15 protein-coding genes are annotated in these 18,837 nt (G+C 36.6%); 14 read left to right on the forward strand and 1 reads right to left on the reverse strand.

The features are described from left to right. Positions 1-47 precede the first annotated feature (47 nt). Genes ACZ1JT_RS07440 through ACZ1JT_RS07475 form a run of 8 tightly spaced genes read left to right on the forward strand, consistent with a single transcriptional unit; the run spans position 48 to position 11,364 of the window. Positions 48-1,355 carry a cytochrome c3 family protein gene (locus tag ACZ1JT_RS07440; protein ID WP_465093208.1) on the forward strand — a complete coding sequence of 436 codons (1,308 nt, stop codon included), beginning with the start codon at positions 48-50 and terminating at the stop codon, positions 1,353-1,355. A 30-nt stretch (positions 1,356-1,385) separates the two neighbouring features. After that, positions 1,386-4,439, forward strand: coding sequence for a TAT-variant-translocated molybdopterin oxidoreductase (locus ACZ1JT_RS07445; protein WP_465093209.1), 3,054 nt, complete (start codon positions 1,386-1,388; stop codon positions 4,437-4,439). 37 nt (positions 4,440-4,476) lie between these two features. After that, the gene (gene nrfD / locus ACZ1JT_RS07450; protein WP_465093210.1) at positions 4,477-5,883 is read left to right on the forward strand and encodes an NrfD/PsrC family molybdoenzyme membrane anchor subunit; all 1,407 of its coding nucleotides are present in this window, start codon (positions 4,477-4,479) and stop codon (positions 5,881-5,883) included. Positions 5,884-5,889: 6 nt separating this feature from the next. Beyond that, on the forward strand, positions 5,890-6,417 hold the full coding sequence (locus ACZ1JT_RS07455; protein WP_465093211.1) for a DUF3341 domain-containing protein: 528 nt from the start codon (positions 5,890-5,892) through the stop codon (positions 6,415-6,417). Between the two features lie 9 nt (positions 6,418-6,426). Next, positions 6,427-6,978 carry a c-type cytochrome gene (locus ACZ1JT_RS07460; protein WP_465093212.1) on the forward strand — a complete coding sequence of 184 codons (552 nt, stop codon included), beginning with the start codon at positions 6,427-6,429 and terminating at the stop codon, positions 6,976-6,978. 21 nt (positions 6,979-6,999) lie between these two features. Continuing rightward, positions 7,000-8,361 carry a quinol:cytochrome C oxidoreductase gene (locus ACZ1JT_RS07465; RefSeq protein WP_465093213.1) on the forward strand — a complete coding sequence of 454 codons (1,362 nt, stop codon included), beginning with the start codon at positions 7,000-7,002 and terminating at the stop codon, positions 8,359-8,361. Positions 8,362-8,381: 20 nt separating this feature from the next. Beyond that, entirely contained in the window at positions 8,382-9,527 is a 1,146-nt protein-coding gene (locus tag ACZ1JT_RS07470) for a cytochrome c oxidase subunit II (protein ID WP_465093214.1), read from the forward strand. A gap of 34 nt (positions 9,528-9,561) precedes the next feature. Next, positions 9,562-11,364 carry a cytochrome c oxidase subunit I gene (locus tag ACZ1JT_RS07475; RefSeq protein WP_465093215.1) on the forward strand — a complete coding sequence of 601 codons (1,803 nt, stop codon included), beginning with the start codon at positions 9,562-9,564 and terminating at the stop codon, positions 11,362-11,364. A 369-nt stretch (positions 11,365-11,733) separates the two neighbouring features. Here ACZ1JT_RS07475 and ACZ1JT_RS07480 read toward each other — a convergent pair whose 3' ends face one another. Continuing rightward, positions 11,734-13,182 (reverse strand): APC family permease, encoded by a 1,449-nt coding sequence (locus tag ACZ1JT_RS07480; protein ID WP_465093216.1) that lies wholly within the window; start codon positions 13,180-13,182, stop codon positions 11,734-11,736. Positions 13,183-13,272: 90 nt separating this feature from the next. Here ACZ1JT_RS07480 and ACZ1JT_RS07485 point away from each other — a divergent pair, with 90 nt between their 5' ends. The 6 genes from ACZ1JT_RS07485 to ruvA all read left to right on the forward strand — a co-directional run bounded on the left by ACZ1JT_RS07485 (position 13,273) and on the right by ruvA (position 18,834). After that, complete coding sequence (locus ACZ1JT_RS07485; protein ID WP_465093217.1) at positions 13,273-13,500, forward strand: (4Fe-4S)-binding protein; 228 nt, start codon at positions 13,273-13,275, stop codon at positions 13,498-13,500. Then, a complete protein-coding gene (locus ACZ1JT_RS07490) occupies positions 13,493-13,798 on the forward strand; it encodes a GNAT family N-acetyltransferase (protein ID WP_465093218.1) in 306 nt (101 codons plus the stop codon). The genes ACZ1JT_RS07485 and ACZ1JT_RS07490 overlap by 8 nt, the downstream gene beginning before the upstream one ends. Positions 13,799-13,852: 54 nt before the next feature. Continuing rightward, positions 13,853-14,875 (forward strand): Holliday junction branch migration DNA helicase RuvB, encoded by a 1,023-nt coding sequence (gene ruvB / locus ACZ1JT_RS07495; protein ID WP_465093219.1) that lies wholly within the window; start codon positions 13,853-13,855, stop codon positions 14,873-14,875. Next, positions 14,876-15,802, forward strand: a complete 927-nt coding sequence (gene queG, locus ACZ1JT_RS07500; RefSeq protein ID WP_465093220.1) for a tRNA epoxyqueuosine(34) reductase QueG — start codon at positions 14,876-14,878, stop codon at positions 15,800-15,802. A 63-nt stretch (positions 15,803-15,865) separates the two neighbouring features. Beyond that, entirely contained in the window at positions 15,866-18,160 is a 2,295-nt protein-coding gene (locus ACZ1JT_RS07505) for an NADP-dependent malic enzyme (protein WP_465093221.1), read from the forward strand. Between the two features lie 92 nt (positions 18,161-18,252). Beyond that, positions 18,253-18,834: a Holliday junction branch migration protein RuvA gene (gene ruvA, locus ACZ1JT_RS07510; protein ID WP_465093222.1), complete on the forward strand. Its 582-nt coding sequence runs from the start codon at positions 18,253-18,255 to the stop codon at positions 18,832-18,834. Positions 18,835-18,837: the final 3 nt, after the last annotated feature.

Here is an 18,837-nt window from a genome sequence, read left to right on the forward strand (position 1 = left end):
TGTAACATAAAAAATCATGCCAGATATAGTCGATAATCATTTTAACTATGAAAAAAGTGGGAAACCATAACTCGATTTCTAAAAAATTATTATTCAGTTTAGCGCTTATTTTGTCGCTTTCTCTGAATTCTTTAGCCCAAGATGAGGCTGCTGCAGCTCCTGCGGCAGGCGCGGGTGATCCTGTAAAAGGTAAAGCTATTTTTAACGCAAATTGTGCGGCTTGTCACAAGCTTGATGCTAAGATGACCGGTCCTGCATTACGCGGTGTTGCTGAAAAGTATGACAAAGAATGGATTTACAAATGGGTTCACAACAGTGGCGAAATGGTTAAATCGGGTGACGCAAAAGCGGTAAAAGTTTTTGAAGAATTTAATAAAGTGGCTATGACCGCTTTTCCTCAATTGTCAAATGAGGATATTGATAACATCTTAGCGTATACTTCAGAGCCTGCTCCTGTGGCAGAAAAACCTGCTGTAGCTGCAAACGGTGCTACTTCTCAAGAAGGTGGGGTTTCAAATAACCTAATCTTGGGGGTTTTAGCGCTTGTTTTGGCAATGTTGGTAGCGATGTTGTTCTTTGTTAAGAATGTGCTTAATAAAATTGCTTCGGCTAATGGTGTTGAAGTGCCTGCGGCTCCAAAATCATTACCAATTTGGAAAGCTTTTGCTAAAAATCAATTCTTAGTATTGGTTTCTACAATAGTTATGATTCTAATCGGAATGTATTTTGTGTACGGGTATTTAATGCAAATAGGTGTTGATAAAGGCTATGAGCCAATTCAGCCAATTCATTTCTCACACAAAATTCACGCTGGAGATAACGGTATCGACTGTAAATATTGTCACTCTTCTGCACGTGTAAGTAAAACTTCAGGGATTCCTTCGTTGAATGTGTGTATGAACTGTCATAAAAACATCAATGAGTTCCAAGGAGATAAAGATTCTGTATACGTAGAGCATACTAAAGAGTTTTACACTGGGGAAATTCAAAAATTATATGAAGCTGTGGGTTGGGATAAAAATGCTCAAAAATACACAGGTAACACTAAACCGGTAAAATGGGTTCGTGTACATAACCTTCCTGATTTTGTGTATTTCAATCACTCACAACACGTTTCTGTTGCAGGAGTAGAATGTCAAAAGTGTCACGGTAAAGTGGAAACTTTTGAGATTATGAAACAAGACCAACCATTAACCATGGGATGGTGTGTTAACTGTCACAGAGAAACAAATGTTAAGGTTGAAGACAACGAGTACTACAAAAAAATTCACGAGGCGCTTTCTAAGAAATATGGAGTTGATAAGTTGACTGCTGCTCAAATGGGAGGTCTTGAATGTGGTAAGTGTCACTATTAATAATTAATAAGAAGCTAATATCTATATACAATGGCATCAAACAAAAAATACTGGAAAAGTGTTGAAGAGCTAAATGAAAACAGCTCTATTGTTGAGACGCTAAGAAACAATGAGTTTGTTGAAGAAATTCCAACGGATGAATTTCTAGGAGATGCAGCTACATTATCTGCGTCATCAACTACTCGTCGTGACTTTTTGAAATACGTTGGATTTTCTACAGCGGCTGCTTCGTTGGCAGCATGTGAAGGTCCGGTTGTTAAGTCTATACCTTATGTAGTTCAACCAGAAGAAATCATACCAGGTGTTGCAGATTATTATGCAACAACAATGATGGATGGTTTTGACTTCGCGAATATTTTAATTAAAACGCGTGAAGGTAGACCAATTAAGGTTGAAAATAATAATTTACCAAACGCTAAATTTGGTGCAAACGCTAGGGTTCATGCCTCAGTATTGTCTTTGTATGACAGTATGCGTTTGAAACAGCCTAAAATTAGCGGTAAAGCTGCTTCTTGGGCTGAAGTAGATGCTAAAGTTGCAAAAGGTTTAGCTGAAGCAAAAGCGGCTGGTGGTCAAATCGTATTGTTAACAAATACGATGGCAAGTCCTTCAACGGATAAATTAATTGCTGAGTTTATTGCTAAAAATCCTACGGCTAAGCATGTGGTGTATGATGCGGTTTCTTCATCTACAGCATTAGATGCTTTTCAAATGGTGTATGGTGAGAGAGCTTTAGCGGATTATGACTTTTCAAAGGCAGATGTTATCGTTTCTGTTGGTGCTGATTTCTTAGGTGATTGGCAAGGTGGAGGTTACGATGCTGGATATGCTCAAGGACGTGTTCCTAAAAATGGAAAAATGTCTAAGCATATTCAAATTGAAGCTAATATGTCGTTATCTGGAGCTAATGCAGATAAACGTATTCCTCTTACAGTTACAGAGCAAAAACAAGCTTTAGTTAAAATATACAATGCTATCACAGGTTCTTCAGTTTCGGCAAGTAAAGTCGCTAAAGAAGATGCTGTTGTAAAAGCTGTTCAACAATTGAAAGCAGCTGGCTCTAAAGGAGTATTGGTTTCTGGATTAGACGATGTTAATGCACAATTATTAGTATTGGCAATTAACAAAGCGTTAAACTCAGAAGCATTTAATCCTGCTGCAGCACGTTTGGTTCGTAAAGGAGACAATAAGGCTGTAAGTCAATTGATTGCCGACATGAAATCAGGAGCGGTTCATACTATTATTATGAACGGTGTTAATCCATTATATACATTACCAAATGCTGCCGATTTTGCTGCAGGTTTAGGTAAAGTAAAACTTTCAGTTTCTTTCACTCAAAGAGAAGATGAAACGGCTGTAAAAACTATGGTAGTTGCTGCAGCTCCTCATTATTTAGAGTCTTGGGGTGATGTAATGATTGCAAAAGGACAGTACGCTGTTACTCAGCCTACCATTCGTCCATTATTTGATACAAAACAATTCCAAGATGCATTATTATCTTGGTCTGGTAGTACAGTTTCATATTACGATTATTTAAAATCGGTTGGAACTTCAATTGCTGGTGGAACTTCTTGGAATAAATTAGTTCATGATGGTGTTTATACTTTCGAAGCTGGTGTAGCTGGAACTGGTTCTGCTGATTTTGCTTCTGCTGCTTCTACGTTAGCGCAAGCTAAAAATGCGGGTGGTTTAGAATTGGTATTATACACTAAAACAAGTATGGGTGATGGGCAACAAGCTAATAACCCATGGTTGCAAGAATTACCAGATCCAATTACAAGAGCTTCTTGGGATAACTATGCTACAGTATCTAAAAAAGATGCTGAAAGTTTAGGACTTACCAATTATAATGTTGCAAACGGTGGTTTAAACGGAAGTTATGCAACGTTAGAAGTAGGTGGCGTTAAATTGGAAAATGTTCCAGTTATTATTCAACCAGGTCAAGCCGTTGGAACAATTGGTTTAGCTTTAGGATATGGTCGTAAAGAGGCTATGAAAACCGAAATGCAAGTTGGTGTTAATGCTTACAAAGTATATGCAAACTTTAATGCTAACCAGTCGGGTGCTAAATTAACCAAAGAAGCTGGTGATCACGAGTTTGCTTGTGTTCAGTTACAAAAAACATTAATGGGTAGAGGAGATATTGTTAAGGATACTACCCTTGAAATTTTCAATACTAAAGATGCTGAAGTTTGGAATCCAATTCCGATGGTATCTTTAGACCATCAAGAAACGCCTTCAACAGAAGTTGACCTTTGGGATTCTTTTGACCGTTCAGTTGGGCATCATTTCAATTTGTCAATCGACTTAAATGCTTGTACTGGATGTGGGGCTTGTGTTATTGCTTGTCATGCAGAAAACAATGTACCAGTTGTAGGTAAATCGGAAGTAAGAAGAAGCCGTGATATGCACTGGTTACGTATCGATAGATATTATTCTTCTGAAGATACATTTGCTGGTGATGTTGAGCTTAAAGAAGGTACTTCTGGATTGTCTGACTCAATTTCAACTTTAACGGCTATGGAAGATCCATCTGAAAACCCTCAGGTAGCTTTCCAACCGGTAATGTGTCAGCATTGTAATCACGCACCTTGTGAAACTGTTTGTCCGGTTGCGGCAACATCACATGGTAGAGAAGGACAGAACCATATGGCTTATAACCGTTGTGTTGGTACTCGTTACTGCGCAAACAACTGTCCATATAAAGTACGTCGTTTCAACTGGTTCTTGTACAACAAAAACAGCGAATTCGATTATCATATGAATGATGATTTAGGTCGTATGGTATTGAACCCAGATGTTAACGTACGTTCTAGAGGGGTTATGGAGAAATGTTCAATGTGTATCCAAATGACACAAGCTACTAAGTTAAAAGCGAAACGTGAAGGAAGAGCTGTTAAAGACGGTGAGTTCCAAACTGCATGTTCTGCAGCTTGTACTAGTGGAGCGATGGCATTTGGCGATGTGAACGATACAGAAAGTCAGGTCGCTAAATTAATAGAAGACGAAAGAATGTATCATTTATTAGAACATGTTGGAACCAAACCCAATGTATTCTACCACGTAAAAGTTAGAAATACCTAAGAGTAATATAATATTAATAAAAACAATATAAAGGATTATGTCGTCTCATTACGAAGCACCCATTAGAAAACCTTTAGTTATAGGTGATAAATCTTATCACGATGTAACAGTAGACGTGGCTCGTCCAATTGAAGGAAGAGCAAACAAACTTTGGTGGACTGTATTTTCCATTGCATTAGTAGCCTTCCTTTGGGGAGTTGGATGTATGGTTTACACTATTTCTACCGGTATCGGAACTTGGGGATTAAACAAAACAGTAGGTTGGGCTTGGGATATTACCAACTTCGTATGGTGGGTAGGTATCGGTCACGCTGGAACCCTTATTTCTGCCGTATTATTATTATTCCGTCAAAAATGGAGAATGGCAATTAACCGTTCGGCCGAAGCAATGACTATCTTTTCGGTTGTTCAGGCTGGTTTGTTTCCAATTATCCACATGGGGCGTCCTTGGTTAGGATACTGGGTTTTACCAATTCCAAACCAGTTTGGATCGTTATGGGTTAACTTTAACTCCCCATTACTATGGGATGTATTTGCGATTTCAACGTATTTATCCGTATCGTTAGTGTTCTGGTGGACAGGTTTATTGCCAGATTTCGCTATGATTCGTGACCGTGCGGTTACTCCTTTCAATAAAAGAATTTATTCGATTCTGTCTTTCGGTTGGTCGGGTAGAGCTAAAGATTGGCAACGTTTCGAAGAGGTATCTTTGGTATTGGCAGGTTTAGCAACACCACTTGTACTTTCTGTACACACGATTGTATCTATGGACTTTGCTACTTCGGTAATTCCGGGTTGGCATACCACGATTTTCCCTCCATATTTCGTTGCAGGAGCAGTTTTCTCTGGATTCGCGATGGTAAATACCTTACTTATCATCATGAGAAAAGTATGTAACTTAGAAGATTATATCACAATCCAACATATCGAATTAATGAATATTGTAATCATGATTACAGGTTCAATTGTAGGATGTGCTTATATTACTGAGTTATTCGTAGCATGGTATTCAGGTGTTGAATACGAACAATATGCGTTCTTGAACAGAGCAACTGGGCCTTACTGGTGGTCGTATTGGTTGATGATGTCTTGTAACGTGTTTTCACCGCAGTTTATGTGGTTCAAAAAATTAAGAACAAGTATCATGTTCTCCTTCATTATCTCTATTTTTGTAAATATTGGGATGTGGTTCGAGCGTTTTGTAATTATAGTTACTTCTTTGCATAGAGATTACTTACCGTCATCTTGGACGATGTTCCAACCAACATTTGTAGATGCAGGTATTTACATCGGTACCATTGGTTTCTTCTTCGTATTGTTCTTATTGTATTCGAGAAGTTTCCCTGTAATTGCTCAGGCAGAGGTTAAAACCATTTTGAAATCTTCTGGTGATAACTACAAAAGAGAAAGAGAAAAAGAAGGACATCATTCACATAATCATTAATAGGTCATGAGTACAAACAAAGTTTTACATGCGATATTTACTGATGATGATATTTTAATGGATGCTGTAAAGGCATCAAGAGCGGCACATCATCATATTGAAGAAATTTATACGCCGTTTCCGGTTCACGGATTAGACAAAGCAATGGGCTTAGAGCCAACACGAATTGCAATTGCTTCATTCATTTATGGATGTATCGGTTTGACAGTGGCTGGTTTTTTATTGAACTATATCATGATTCAGGATTGGCCTCAGGACATTGGTGGAAAACCAAGTTTTGCCTTCTATCAGAACGTACCTGCCTTCATTCCGGTTATGTTTGAACTTACGGTTTTCTTTGCCGCACACTTAATGGTTATTACTTTTTATTTAAGAAGTAGGTTATGGCCATTCAAACAAGCTGAAAATCCAGATGTAAGAACTACAGACGATCATTTTTTAATGGAAGTAGCCGTTCACGGAAATGAAGACGACATGGTTTCTTTTTATAAAAACTCTGGAGCCGTAGAAGTAAAAGTAATTGATAAGCATTAATTGAAAAATATGAAAGCTTTATATAAAATAGTAGTATTGGTTGGTGTTTCGGTTGTTGCGACCTCGTGTTTCGACAAATCTCAACCTAACTATCAATACTTCCCGAATATGTATGAATCAGTGGCTTACGAAACGTATTCCCAATCTTCTGCATTTAAAGGAGGAAAAGAGGGATTAAAACCAGTAAAAGGAAGTATCAAAAGAGGATTTCAGCCTTATGAAATTCCAAACACTACTGCTGGGTATGAGTTTGCAAAAGCCAACTTAAAAACCCCACTTGATTCCTTGTCCGTAAATCCTGAAAAAGGAAAAGAATTGTTTGGTATTTACTGTGCAATCTGTCACGGTGAAAAAGGGGATGGGAAAGGAAATTTGGTAAAAAGAGAGAAATTCTTGGGAGTGCCAAGTTATGCCGATAGAGAAATTACAGAAGGAAGTGTTTTTCATGTAGAAACATATGGTTTAAATGCTATGGGTTCTCATGCTAACCAATTATCTCAAGAGGAACGTTGGTTGGTAGCAAGACACGTAATGACACTAAGAGGCGAATTAAAGAAATAAAACTCATTTGAAAGTTAGAATATGTACACATTTTCAAACAAATTAAAAACATTTGCTTTTATCCTTATGACTTTAGGGTTGTTGGGGATTGCATACGGTTTTTTAACTGCTCCAAAAACTACGGCTGACGTAGAAAAAATATTAGCGGAAAGCCAACATGGTAATCATGCGGCTGCCCCGACTCACGATGCTCATGCTGTTGCGGAAACACATCACGATGAGGCACACAAAACAGAAGCGCATCATGGTGCTGAAGCCGTTGCGCATGCTGAGCACCAAAAACACGTAGAACACGTATTGCACCAATTGCAGAACAAACCTTGGGCTGCCTTGTATGTAGCTTGTATCTTCTTTTTGTTGATTTCTGTTGGAGTTTTAGCATTTTATGCGATCCAGTGGGTGTCTCAGGCAGGATGGTCTCCAATATTGTTCCGTGTGATGGAAGGTATTACCGCCTACCTAGTGCCAGGAGCGATTATTTTTATTGTTCTCTTGGTTTTAGGAGGAATGCATTTTCACCATTTATTTGTATGGATGGATCCTGAAGTTGTAGCTCATGATACGCTTATCCAGAACAAACAAGGATATTTGAATGTACCCTTTTTCTTAATCCGAGCAGTTGTTTTCTTAGGAGGTTGGATTTTATACCGTCATCTTTCTAGAAAATATTCATTGGCTCAAGATAATGCTTCTGATAATTCTTTCCATAAAAAGAACTTCAAAATGGCAGCGGGTTTCTTGGCGTTCTTTATCGTGTCAGAATCCATATCTTCATGGGATTGGATAATGTCTGTAGATCCACATTGGTACAGTACGTTATTTGGATGGTATGTTTTTGCAAGTTTTATTGTGAGTGGTATTACAGTTATAGCTTTTGTAACGATGTACTTGAAATCGAAAGGGTATCTTGAACATGTTAATACAAGTCATATTCACGACTTAGGGAAGTATATGTTTGGTTTCTGTATTTTTTGGACTTATTTATGGTTCGGACAATTTATGCTAATTTGGTATGCCAATATCCCAGAAGAGGTTACTTATTTTGTAACGCGTATTGAGGACTACAAACTGCCTTTCTTCGGAATGTTAGTTTTGAACTTTGCACTTCCTATAGTAATCCTTATGAATACCGATTTCAAACGCCTTACATGGATTATGGTTATGGCTGGATTAATCATCCTTATGGGCCACTATATTGATTTCTTCGTTATGATTATGCCGGCAACAGTTGGCGACCAATGGTTTATTGGTGCTGCTGAAATTGGAGCCTTGATGTTCTTCTTAGGGTTGTTTATTTTTGTGGTTTTCTCGGCTATTGCGAAGGCACCGTTAGTTGCAAAACGTAATCCGTTAATTGAAGAAAGTAAACATTTCCATTATTAATATTTTAAAGTAATAAACAAATGACAAGTTTATTGGTACTTTTAGTAGTAGTTTTATTAGGGATTGCTGTTTGGCAATTGACTAAGATATTTGATTTAACTCAAATCGGCATTTCAGCTTCAGATGATACTGGGGTTGCAAATGATAAAGACAATAATTTAAACGGGTATTTGATGTTTGCCTTCTTGGTGTTCATTTATATTACTATGATTTATTGTTGTGTTGAATATGGAGATTTGCCTTTGATGGATAGTTCTGCTTCAAAGCACGGACCAGAAATTGACCGTTTGATGTGGATTTCAATGATTTTGATTTTCATTGTTCAAACTATCACTCAAGCGTTATTGCACTTCTTTGCTTATAAATATAGAGGTAAGAAAGATTCTAAAGCTTTATATTTTGCAGATAATGATAAATTAGAGTTCATATGGACAATTATTCCTGTTATTGTATTGGCTGGTTTAATTCTTTATGGATTATATGCATGGACAAACATTATGTTTGTTGATCAAGAAGAAGGTGATCCAATTTTTGTGGAGCTTTATGCTAAACAGTTTAATTGGGAAGCTCGTTATGCAGGTGAAGATAATGTATTAGGAAAAGCTAATGTTCGCTATATTGAAGGTGTAAATACTTTGGGAGTTGATTTGTCTGATCCTAATGCTCAAGATGATAAACAAACACAAGAATTGCATTTGCCAGTAGGTAGAAAAATTATTTTCAAAATGCGTTCTCAAGATGTATTGCACTCTGCTTATATGCCACATTTTAGAGCACAAATGAACTGTGTTCCAGGAATGGTGACACAATTCTCATTCACACCTACAAAAACTACTGAAGAGATGCGTCAGTCGCAAGATATGGTAGATAAAGTGGCAAGAATTAACAGTATTAGAGCTAAGAAAAGTGCAGAATTAGTTGCTCAAGGTAAATCTGCCTTAGAGCCTTACAATTTTGATTATCTACTATTATGTAATAAGATTTGTGGAGCTTCTCACTATAACATGCAAATGAAAATTATAGTTGAAAGCGAAGCAGATTACAAAAAATGGCTTAGTGAAAAAGGAACTTTGAGTGCTGCAGTTAAAGAAGCTAACGCTCCAAAGGAAACAGCAGCTCCAGCAGTAGTTGATACAACAAAAGCTATCGCTCAAGTTTTAAAATAAAATTGTTTTTTAATACTATTCAAATTAAAAAAATATGTCAGCAGTAGGACACGATTTAAGTCACGATCACGGACAAGACCACGAACATCATCACAAAGATACCTTCATCACGAAGTATATCTTTAGTATCGATCATAAAATGATTGCTAAACAATACCTAATCACAGGTTTGATTATGGGTATTATTGGTGTAGCAATGTCATTATTGTTCCGTATGCAAATTGCATGGCCGGAAGAATCTTTCGGAATTTTTAAATTCCTTTTGGGTGAAAAATTCGCTCCAGGAGGTGTAATGCGTAATGATATTTACTTGGCATTAGTTACAATTCACGGTACCATCATGGTATTCTTTGTATTGACTGCTGGTTTGAGTGGTACATTTAGTAACTTGTTAATTCCATTGCAAGTAGGAGCACGAGATATGGCATCTGGTTTCATGAATATGATTTCATACTGGATGTTCTTCATTTCTACTGTAATTATGTTGATATCTTTATTTGTAGAGTCTGGACCAGCTTCTGCAGGATGGACAATTTATCCGCCACTTTCTGCTTTACCACAGGCTATCCCTGGTTCTGGTACAGGTATGACTTTATGGTTGGTATCTATGGCTATATTCATTGCATCTTCATTAATGGGATCTTTGAATTACGTTGTAACGGTTATCAACTTGAGAACAAAAGGAATGGCGATGACTCGTTTGCCTCTTACGGTATGGGCATTCTTTATTACTGCGGTAATCGGTATTGTATCGTTCCCGGTTTTATTTTCTGCTGCATTGTTATTGATTTTCGATAGAAGTTTTGGTACTTCATTCTTCTTATCTGATATTTATATTTCTGGTGAAGTATTACATTACCAAGGAGGTTCTCCGGTATTATTTGAACATTTATTTTGGTTCTTAGGTCACCCAGAAGTTTACATCGTATTATTACCTGCATTAGGTATTACATCTGAAATTATTGCAACAAACTCTCGTAAGCCAATCTTTGGTTACCGTGCGATGATTGCATCTATTTTAGCGATTGCTTTCTTATCTACAATCGTATGGGGTCACCACATGTTTATTTCTGGAATGAATCCATTCTTAGGATCTGTGTTTACTTTTACTACGTTGTTAATTGCAATTCCTTCTGCGGTCAAAGCATTCAACTATATTACCACATTATGGAAAGGTAACTTACAGATGAATCCTGCTATGTTGTTCTCAATCGGATTGGTATCTACATTCATCACTGGTGGATTAACAGGTATCATTTTGGGAGATTCAACTTTAGATATCAATGTTCATGATACATACTTCGTAGTAGCGCATTTCCACTTAGTAATGGGTATCTCTGCACTTTATGGATTCTTTGCTGGTGTTTACCACTGGTTCCCTAAAATGTATGGTAGAATGATGAATAAAAATTTAGGTTACATCCATTTCTGGGTAACTGCAGTATGTGCTTATGGTGTTTTCTTCCCAATGCACTTTATCGGTATGGCAGGATTACCTAGACGTTATTATACCAATACAGCATTCCCATTATTTGACGATTTAGCTGATGTTAATAAAATCATCACTATGTTTGCATTGGTTGGTGCTGCTTTCCAATTGGTTTTTATTTGGAACTTCTTCTACAGTATTTTTTACGGTAAAAAAGCGGTTCAAAACCCATGGAGATCTAATACATTGGAGTGGACTGCACCAGTTGAGCACATGCACGGAAACTGGCCAGGTGAAATTCCTCATGTACACCGTTGGCCTTATGATTATAGCAAGCCAGGTCATGATGAAGACTTTGTTCCGCAAATAGTTCCTTATAAAGAAGGAGAAGAGCAGTTGCATCATTAAGATATACAAACAAAAAAGCCTTTCTATTAGAAAGGCTTTTTTGTTTGATATGGGTAATAATAATTTTTACCTAAATCAAATTATATCCAGTAAAAAGTTAGAAGAGCTTTTGTATGCATTGCATTAATTTTATAGGTGTATAAATTAATACCTTCACGGTGTTATTCAAAACAAGATTTACATTAGCACATTATATATCTTAACAGGTTTTCAGCAATTAACAATTATTACATTCTTAACGCTAAAATATTTTGTTTCCTTGTGAGATGAAAAAAATAAAAAACGCTAAAATGATTTAAATTTTAGCGTTATTAATTCAATTTAAGATATTGAATTTAGTTTTTGGCCATAATGTGATGTCTAACTATTTTAGTTCTTTTTATGTTGGGTGAAATAATATACTGGAATTCCTAATAGTACAATTAGAAATCCTAACCCTGTGTTTTTTGTATCATAAATTAATAAGGTTACACAAATTGATGTTGTTAAAAGAATATAAATAGCTGGGATTATTGGGTAACCAAAAGCTTTATATGGTCTTTCCATGTGAGGTTCTTTTTTGCGTAATATAAAAATGCCATATATGGTTAAAATGTAAAACAGTAGTGAGGCAAACGTCGAATAGGTTAATAAGTCTCCATATTTGCCAGAAATACATAATACAGAAGCCCATAAGCATTGATACCAAAGCGCTTTTGCAGGAACATCATTTCGATTTAGTTCCCCTGCTTTTTTAAAGAATAGTCCATCTTTCGACATAGCATAAAATAGTCTTCCTCCAGATAAAATTAAGCCACTATTACAACCAAAAGTTGATACCATAATTAAAGCAGCCATCACAAATACTCCTATGTTTCCCATAATGATATTAGCTGCCGCTGCTCCTACACGATCTTGATCGGCAAACATGATTCCGTGTTCCATAACGCTTGTGCCCTCAACACTTCCGTGCAACGGTAATAACGCTAGATATGCCAAGTTAGCTAAAATGTATATTATGGTTACGATGCAAGTTCCTAGGAACAAACTTCTTGGGATGTTTCGTTTCGGGTCTTTGATTTCTGCAGCAATAAAGGTTACATTGTTCCATGCATCACTCGAAAAAAGTGAATTAATAATGGTTGCTCCCATAGCTCCCAATAGCGCAACACCTGTAAGCTTAGTAATGGTTAGTGAACCTTCTTCGTTTAAAACCGTTTTTGTCGCATCCCACATATTCTCAAAATTATGAGACAAAACATCGGTTTTTAAACCCACAATTAGGCCTAATATAATTAAGGCAAAAAGAGCAAAAAGTTTAGCAGAGGTAAAAACCAATTGGATCATTTTGCCGCTTTTCACGCCTTTAGTATTTATAAAGGTAAGTAATACGACACTTATAATGGCTAGAAGTTGTTTGTTGGTAAACGAATAGCTTTCTCCAATAGTCAGTAATTTATTTTCTAAAATAGGGAAGAATACTGCTGTATAATTTGCAAAAGCTACTGCTACTGCAGCTATTACACCCGTTTGAATAACGGTAAATACTGTCCAGCCATATAAAAACGACATTAATTTACCATAAGCTCTCTGTATGTATACATATTGTCCTCCTGCATTAGGCATCATTCCAGCTAACTCCCCATAACTTAAAGCTGCACTCATGGTTAGTAAACCCGTTACCAGCCAGATTACTAACAACCAGGCAGCAGATCCAACATCGCGAGCCATAGCAGCGGTTACAATAAAAATTCCAGACCCTATCATAGAGCCCGCAACTATACTGGTGGCGTCTATTAGTCCTAATTCACGTTTAAATTCGTGTTTTTCGTTTTGCATAAAATTTTAGTTAAATCTTGCTAAAGATATAAAATCGTGCTTTTTAATGCTTAATTTTTTGTAACTTTCATAAAGCAAAATTCTTACAACATGGAAGAACAAAAAGAATATACGAATGGTGAAGTTACAATTGTTTGGAAACAGCATTTATGTTCGCATTCTGGAAATTGTGTTCGAGGGTTGCCAGAAGTTTTTCGCCCAAAAGAAAAACCTTGGATTAATATTCGCGGTGCAAGTTCTAATGAAATGATAGAACAAGTGAAAAAATGCCCTTCTGGAGCACTTTCTTTTTATTATAATAAAGATAAAGATGCATAGTTTACAAAATACAGTCCTAATAATTAACGACGAAAAAAAACGCTTTGAACTTGAAGTTGAAGATGTAGTGGCTTTTATTGAATTCATCCTTAATGTAGACAATGTTGTATTTTTAACCCATACCGAGGTGCCTTCTGAACTATCGGGAAAAGGTGTGGGCTCCGAATTGGTCCTCCGAACGTTAACTTGGATTAAAGATCATAATTATACCTTAGCACCACTTTGTCCTTTTGTTGCTGCTTATATCAAACGTCACCCGGAGTGGTCTGAAATTCTCGCCTCGGGTTATCATGTCTAATTTTCAAATAAACAAATAACCAAATCCCCGCATAAACTTTTCTATCTTTGTCGTATGAATGAAAATCTAAATCCAAACAAAGAGCGATTTACACCTCAGGAAGTCGATATTGAAAAAGCTTTGCGTCCGTTAAACTTTGATGATTTTACGGGGCAAGATCAGGTTTTGGAAAATCTAAAAGTATTTGTTGAAGCAGCTAACCTTAGGGGAGAAGCTTTAGATCATACCTTGTTTCATGGACCTCCTGGTTTAGGAAAAACTACTTTGGCTAATATTTTAGCAAACGAACTAGGTGTTGGAATTAAAATTACTTCTGGACCAGTTTTGGATAAGCCCGGTGATTTGGCTGGATTACTAACGAATTTAGACGAACGTGATGTGTTGTTTATTGATGAAATCCATCGGTTAAGCCCAATAGTTGAAGAATATTTATATTCGGCTATGGAAGATTTCAAAATTGACATCATGATTGAAAGCGGTCCCAATGCTCGTACAGTTCAAATTAATTTGAATCCGTTTACTTTAGTTGGGGCAACAACACGCTCGGGATTGTTAACGGCACCTATGCGGGCTCGTTTCGGAATCCAAAGTCGCTTACAATATTATAATACTGAACTTCTAACTACTATTGTGCAACGTAGTTCTTCTATTTTAAATGTGCCAATTTCTATGGAAGCAGCTATCGAAATTGCGGGAAGAAGTAGAGGTACTCCTCGAATTGCAAATGCACTTTTACGTCGTGTTCGTGATTTTGCTCAAATTAAAGGCAACGGAAAAATCGATATTGAGATTGCCAAATTTGCCTTAAAAGCACTACATGTAGATGCACATGGCTTGGACGAAATGGACAATAAAATTTTAACTACCATTATTGATAAGTTTAAAGGCGGACCGGTTGGCTTAACAACATTAGCAACTGCTGTTTCAGAAAGTGGGGAAACTATTGAAGAAGTCTATGAACCATTTTTAATCCAAGAAGGTTTTATTATACGAACGCCTCGAGGAAGAGAAGTGACAGAAAAAGCATACAAACATTTAGGAAAAATAAAAACCAACATTCAAGGTGGTTTGTTTTAAATGATTGAAAATAAATCGAAATACACTAAAATGATTAAATCCGAAGCAAAACGCCTCGGATTTTTGTCTTGTGGAATAGCTAAAGCAGAATTTCTTGAAGAGGAAGCGCCTCGGTTAGAGCAATGGCTTACCAAGCAAATGCATGGAGAAATGCAGTATATGGAAAATTATTTTGATAAACGTCTTAATCCAACTCTGCTGGTTGATGGAGCTAAAAGTGTTATTTCGTTGTTGTTAAATTATTATCCCTCAGAATTTCAAAATCCAGAGAGTTATAAAATCTCCAAATATGCTTACGGTCAAGATTATCATTTCGTTATAAAAGATAAACTAAAATCATTACTTCAATTTATTCAGGAAGAAATTGGCGATGTAGATGGGCGTGCTTTTGTTGATTCTGCTCCAGTTCTAGATAAGGCTTGGGCTGCCAAAAGTGGCTTGGGATGGATAGGTAAAAATGCTAATTTATTATCAAAACAAGTAGGTTCTTTCTTTTTTATAGCCGAATTGATAGTGGATTTGGATTTAGAATACGATTCGATTGCCACAGATCATTGCGGAAGTTGTACAGCTTGTATAGATGCTTGTCCTACAGAGGCTATTGTGTCACCCTATGTGGTAGACGGATCAAAATGTATTTCTTATTTTACCATCGAACTTAAAGATAATCTTCCATCAACAATGGCGGGTAAATTTGATGATTGGATGTTTGGGTGCGATGTTTGTCAAGATGTTTGCCCGTGGAATCGGTTCTCAAAACCACACAATGAACCGTTGTTTAATCCCAATCCAGAAATACTTTCATTTTTCAAAAAAGAATGGGATGAAATTACAGAAGAAACCTTTCGGAAGGTCTTTAAAAACTCAGCTGTCAAGCGAACAAAGTTTGACGGACTTAAAAGGAATATCAACTTTCTGAAAGAATAAGCTCAAAAATTTCAATTATTCTTTTCAGTCTTCTATCTTTGTCAGTTAGTAAACAAACAAACCATGCACAAAGACAGTAAACGCAGAGAAGCTTTATTATACCATGCAAAGCCTACACCTGGGAAAATTCAGGTTGTACCTACCAAAAAATATGCTACCCAACGCGATTTGGCGTTAGCTTATTCTCCGGGCGTGGCTGAGCCATGTTTGGAAATCGAAAAAGATGTAAATAATGTATATAAATACACAGCAAAAGGGAACTTAGTTGCGGTTATTTCAAACGGAACTGCTGTTTTAGGATTGGGTGATATCGGTCCTGAGGCTTCAAAACCCGTAATGGAAGGAAAGGGACTTTTGTTTAAAATTTTTGCAGATATTGATGTTTTCGATATTGAAGTAGATACAAAAGACGTCGATAAATTTATTGAGACGGTTAAAAATATTGCACCTACTTTTGGTGGAATTAATCTTGAAGATATAAAAGCTCCAGAATCGTTCGAAATTGAAAGACGATTAATCGAAGAGTTAAATATTCCGGTAATGCATGACGATCAGCATGGTACAGCCATAATATCGGCTGCTGCTTTATTGAATGCTGTTGAGTTAGCCGGTAAAAAAATGGAAGAAGTTCGTGTGGTAATTTCAGGAGCCGGTTCGGCTGCTATTGCCTGTGCGAATTTATACGTTTCGTTCGGAGTAAAAGCCAATCATATTGTTATGTTTAACAGTAAAGGTGCTTTGCGAAAAGATGATCCGAAGATTTCCGACATGCAACGAAAATATGCTACCGATGTTCATTATGATTCGTTGGGTGATGCCATGAAAGGTGCCGATGTATTTATCGGACTGTCTTCTGGAGATATTGTAACTCCAGATATGTTAATCGGTATGGCTGCAAACCCAATTGTATTTGCTATGGCAAATCCAAGGCCGGAAATCAATTACGATTTGGCAATTGCAACTCGAGAAGATATTATTATGGCAACTGGTCGTTCAGATCATCCTAATCAAGTAAATAATGTTCTTGGATTTCCATTTATTTTCCGTGGCGCTTTAGATGTTAGAGCTACAAAAATTAATGAAGAAATGAAAAAAGCTGCTGTTGTGGCTTTAGCTAATCTTGCAAAAGAATCCGTTCCGGAACAAGTTAATATCGCCTATGGTGAAACTAAATTGATCTTCGGACGCGATTATATCATTCCAAAACCTTTCGATCCGCGTTTAATTGCAGAGGTTCCACCAGCAGTTGCAAAAGCAGCTATGGATTCTGGAGTAGCAACTGCTCCAATTACCGATTGGGACAAATATCGTGATGAGTTGTTGGAGCGTATGGGCTCTGATAATAAAATGGTTCGAATGTTAATCAACCGAGCTAAAACGGATCCTAAAAAAGTAATTTTTGCAGAAGCAGATCATTTAGATGTACTTAAAGCTGCACAAATTGTTTTAGAAGAAGGAATCGGTGAGCCAATTTTGCTAGGAAATAAAGAAGTTATTGAAGAGTTGAAAGAAGAAATTGGTTTCGACGCGAATGTGACAATCATTGATCCTAAAATGAAAGAGGAAGAAGAACGTCGTAATCGTTTTGCAAATGCTTACTGGGAATCTAGAAGAAGAAAAGGAACAACCTTATTAGATGCACAAAAATGGATGCGTGAGCGTAATTATTTTGCAGCGATGATGGTTAATGAAGGAGAGGCAGATGCATTAGTAACCGGGTACTCTCGTAGTTACCCAACGGTTGTAAAGCCAATGTTGGAATTAATTCCGAAACAACAAGGTGTTGAGCGTATTGCTACAACCAATATGATGATGACTAAACGAGGGCCTATATTTTTGGCAGATACGGCAATCAATCCAAATCCTACTGCTGAAGATTTAGCCCGAATTGCATTGATGACCGCCAAAACAGTTCGTATGTTCGGAATGGAACCGGTAATTGCAATGGTTTCATTTTCAAATTTTGGTTCGTCTAACGACGCAAGTTCTGTTAAAATAAGAAAAGCGGTGCAAATGTTACATGAAAACAATCCGGATTTAATTGTGGATGGTGAAATTCAAGCAGATTTTGCACTTAACCAAGAAATGTTGTCGAGTAAATTTCCATTTTCGAAGTTGGCAAATAAAAAAGTCAACACATTAGTATTTCCTAATTTGGACGCAGCTAATATTACCTATAAAATGTTGAAAGAACTCAATAAAGTACTTTCAATTGGTCCAATTATGTTGGGTATGGATAAGCCAGTTCATATTTTTCAATTAGGAGCAAGTGTTGAGGAAATGGTAAACATGGCAGCTGTTGCTGTAGTTGATGCTCAAGAAAAAGAAAAACGATTAAAACAATTGGCAAATAAATAAAAAAAGATCTTTTGTCGGATAATTATGAACTTTAACTGTTCTGATTATCACGGTAAAAGATTTTTCTTATTTTTGGTTGAAGAAAAATACGTATGATAGCACATATACAGGGTAAATTAGTTGAAAAAACACCTACCGAAGTTGTTATAGATTGTAACGGGGTAGGGTATCAGATTAATATTTCATTGCATACTTTTTCCTTATTGCCTGATTCTGAAAATTTGAAACTTTTTACATTTCTTCAAATTAAAGAAGATGCTCATACGTTGTTTGGATTTGTTGAAAAAGCAGAAAGAGAATTGTTCAAGTTATTGCTTTCGGTTTCTGGAGTTGGAGCTAGTACAGCAAGAACAATGCTTTCATCAGTGCCACCACAACAAATTATTCAATCTATTGCTTCTGGCGATGTGGCTACCATTCAATCCATAAAGGGAATTGGAGCTAAAACAGCCCAAAGAATAATTTTAGATTTAAAAGATAAAGTACTGAAAATATACAACTTGGAAGAAGTTTCATTTGCAGAACGCAATACAAATAAAGATGAAGCGTTATCTGCATTGGAAGTTTTAGGGTTTGTTCGAAAATCTGCCGAAAAGGTTGTTGATAAAATTGTAACTGAAAATCCAACTGCTTCCGTTGAAGTAATTATTAAACAGGCTTTAAAAAATTTGTAATTC

The sequence above is a fragment of the Flavobacterium sp. IC2-16 genome, assembly GCF_055521455.1.